Below are 2,699 nucleotides of genomic sequence, written 5' to 3'. Positions count from 1 at the left end.
CCGGCCTGCGCGCTACCGGCCGCGAGCGCGAGCGCACACGCGGCGGCGAGCTGGCGGAGCGGGGCGGGCAGGCGGCGCATGGCGGGTTCCCCGGGGGTCAGCCCTGGTTCAGGCGCTCGAGCACGTGGCCGAGGACCTCGCCTGCGGGCAGCTTGGCGGCTTCGGCATCGCGCCGGCCCTGGTATTCGATCACGCCTTCCTTGAGCCCGCGGTCGCCGATGGTGACGCGGTGCGGCACGCCGATCAGTTCCCAGTCGGCGAACATCACGCCCGGGCGCTCGTCGCGGTCGTCGAGGATGGCGTCGACGCCGGTGGCGACGAGCGCGTCGTAGAGCTTCTGCGCCTCGTCGCGCACCGCCTGCGACTTGCCCCAGCCGACCGGGCAGACCACCACCTCGAAGGGTGCGATCGCGCGCGGCCAGACGATGCCGCGGGCGTCGTGGTTCTGCTCGATCGCGGCGCCCAGGATGCGGGTCACGCCGATGCCGTAGCAGCCCATTTCGAAGTGCTTGGGCTTGCCGTCCTCGTCGAGGAAGGTGGCGTTCATCGCCTTGGAGTACTTGGTGCCGAGGTAGAACACGTGACCGACCTCGATGCCGCGCTGGATGGCGAGCACGCCGCGGCCGTCCGGGCTGGGGTCGCCCTCGACGACGTTGCGCAGGTCGGCGACCTGGTCGGGCTCGGGCAGGTCGCGGCCCCAGTTCACGCCGGTGAAGTGGAAGTCGGCCTCGTTGGCGCCGCAGATGAAGTCGGCCATGTGGGCGACCGTGCGGTCGGCGATGACCTTGACCGGCTTCTTCAGACCGATGGGGCCGAGGTAGCCCGGCTTGCAGCCGAAGTGTTCGAGGATCTCGGCCTCGGTGGCGAAGCGGAAGCCTGCCTTGAGGCCTTCCAGCTTGCCGGCCTTGACCTCGTTGAGGGCGTGGTCGCCGCGCACCAGCAGCAGCCACACGGTGACGCCGGCGGGCTTGCCCTTTTCATCGACATCGTCGGTGGCGAGTACCAGCGACTTCACCGTGGTCGCCAGCGGCACGCCCAGCAGCGCGGCGACGTCCTCGCAGGTCGCCTTGCCCGGTGTGGGGGTTTTTGCCAGCGCCCGGGCGGGCTCTGCGCGGCGGGCGAGCAGGGACACCGCCTCGGCGAGCTCGATGTTGGCAGCGTAGTCGGAGTCGGGGCAGTAGACGATGGCGTCCTCGCCGGTGTCGGCGATGACCTGGAACTCGTGCGAGCGGTCGCCGCCGATGGCGCCGGTGTCGGCCGCCACCGCGCGGTATTCGAGGCCGAGGCGGTCGAAGATGCGCTTGTAGGCGGCGAACATGATGTCGTAGCTGCGCCCGGCGGCTTCCTCGCTGCGGTCGAAGGAGTAGGCGTCCTTCATGGTGAATTCGCGCCCGCGCATGACGCCGAAGCGCGGCCGGCGTTCGTCGCGGAACTTGGTCTGGATCTGGTAGAAGTTCTTCGGCAGCTGGCGGTAGCTCTTGAGCTCCTGGCGCGCGATGTCGGTGACGACCTCCTCGGAGGTGGGTTGCAGCGCGAAGTCGCGCTCGTGGCGGTCCTTGAAGCGCAGCAGCTCGTCGCCCATCTTGTCCCAGCGCCCGGTCTCGTCCCACAGCTCGGCGGGCTGCACCATCGGCATGATCAGTTCCATGGCGCCGGCGCGGTCCATCTCCTCGCGCACGATGGCCTCGACCTTGCGGATCGCGCGCAGGCCCATCGGCATGTAGCTGTAGATGCCGGCGGCGACCTTGCGGATCATGCCGGCGCGCAGCATCAGCTTCTGGCTGACGACCTCGGCGTCGGAGGGGGCTTCCTTGAGGGTGAAGAGATGGAACTGGCTGGCGCGCATGGGAGTCTTCGGATCAGGCGTGGACAAGCGCGCGATTCTAGCGCATGGGGCCGGCGCGCAAGCGTTCCTCGACCTCCAGCTTAGTGGATGCACCGTGGCAGTGCGCTTTCATTGCGTCGCCAAGTGTGAAAAAATCGTGACCAATCAAACGAATTCGAAGGTTCGTCATGCTTGACCGTGAAGGCTTTCGCCCGAACGTCGGCATCATTCTGGTCAATGCGCGCAACGAGGTCTTCTGGGGCAAGCGCATCCGCGAACATTCCTGGCAGTTTCCACAAGGTGGCATCAAGCACGGCGAGTCGCCGGAGCAGGCCATGTATCGGGAACTCCACGAAGAGGTCGGCCTGCGGCCCGAGCACGTCAGGATCCTCGGCCGTACGCGCGGATGGTTGCGCTATGAGGTTCCCAAGCACTGGATCCGGCGCGAGTGGCGCAACACCTACCGTGGGCAGAAGCAGATCTGGTTCCTGCTCCGCCTGGTGGGGCGCGACTCCGACGTCTGTCTGCGCGCGAGCACTCATCCGGAATTCGATGCCTGGCGCTGGAGCAACTACTGGGTGCCGCTGGAAGCGGTGATCGAATTCAAGCGCCAGGTGTATCAGCTGGCCTTGATCGAACTGGCGCGCATCCTGTTTCGTTCGCGCAGCGTCGAGTTGCCGGACAGCTATCGACTGCCCGAACCGGAACCCGCTCCCGAGCCGGTGCGGGTGGTGCTCGGCGAGCGCGCCGAGCACGGACTGCGCGATGCGATGCGGAAGTAGCCCGACTCCGTCCTGCCGCACGGCGCAGGCCGGCGGCGGGCTGGCCCCGTGCGGCCGGCGCGTGCCCGCCGCGGCGGGACCGTGTGCCGTGG

Annotated in this window: 2 protein-coding genes; one reads left to right on the top strand and one right to left on the bottom strand. The window is 68.2% G+C overall.

Annotated features, from left to right (window positions below; all coding sequences use genetic code 11):
• Window positions 1–97: 97 nt before the first annotated feature.
• Window positions 98–1,846, bottom strand: a complete 1,749-nt coding sequence (locus tag C665_RS19055; RefSeq protein WP_004327533.1) for a proline--tRNA ligase — start codon at window positions 1,844–1,846, stop codon at window positions 98–100.
• Between the two features lie 167 nt (window positions 1,847–2,013).
• Here C665_RS19055 and C665_RS19050 point away from each other — a divergent pair, with 167 nt between their 5' ends.
• Window positions 2,014–2,607, top strand: a complete 594-nt coding sequence (locus tag C665_RS19050; RefSeq protein ID WP_004327532.1) for an RNA pyrophosphohydrolase — start codon at window positions 2,014–2,016, stop codon at window positions 2,605–2,607.
• Window positions 2,608–2,699: the final 92 nt, after the last annotated feature.

Origin of the sequence: Thauera aminoaromatica S2, assembly GCF_000310185.1 — a bacterium.
GTDB classification, from domain to species: Bacteria; Pseudomonadota; Gammaproteobacteria; order Burkholderiales; family Rhodocyclaceae; genus Thauera; species Thauera aminoaromatica.
The sequence above is the reverse complement of the archived record's forward strand: the minus strand, read 5'-3'. Positions and strand labels throughout refer to the sequence as shown.

Bases quoted from the DNA above. Each gene is read 5' to 3' on its own strand.
- C665_RS19055 (WP_004327533.1), bottom strand. From the start codon at position 1,846: ATGCGCGCCAGCCAGTTCCATCTCTTCACCCTCAAGGAAGCCCCCTCC.
- C665_RS19050 (WP_004327532.1), top strand. From the start codon at position 2,014: ATGCTTGACCGTGAAGGCTTTCGCCCGAACGTCGGCATCATTCTGGTC.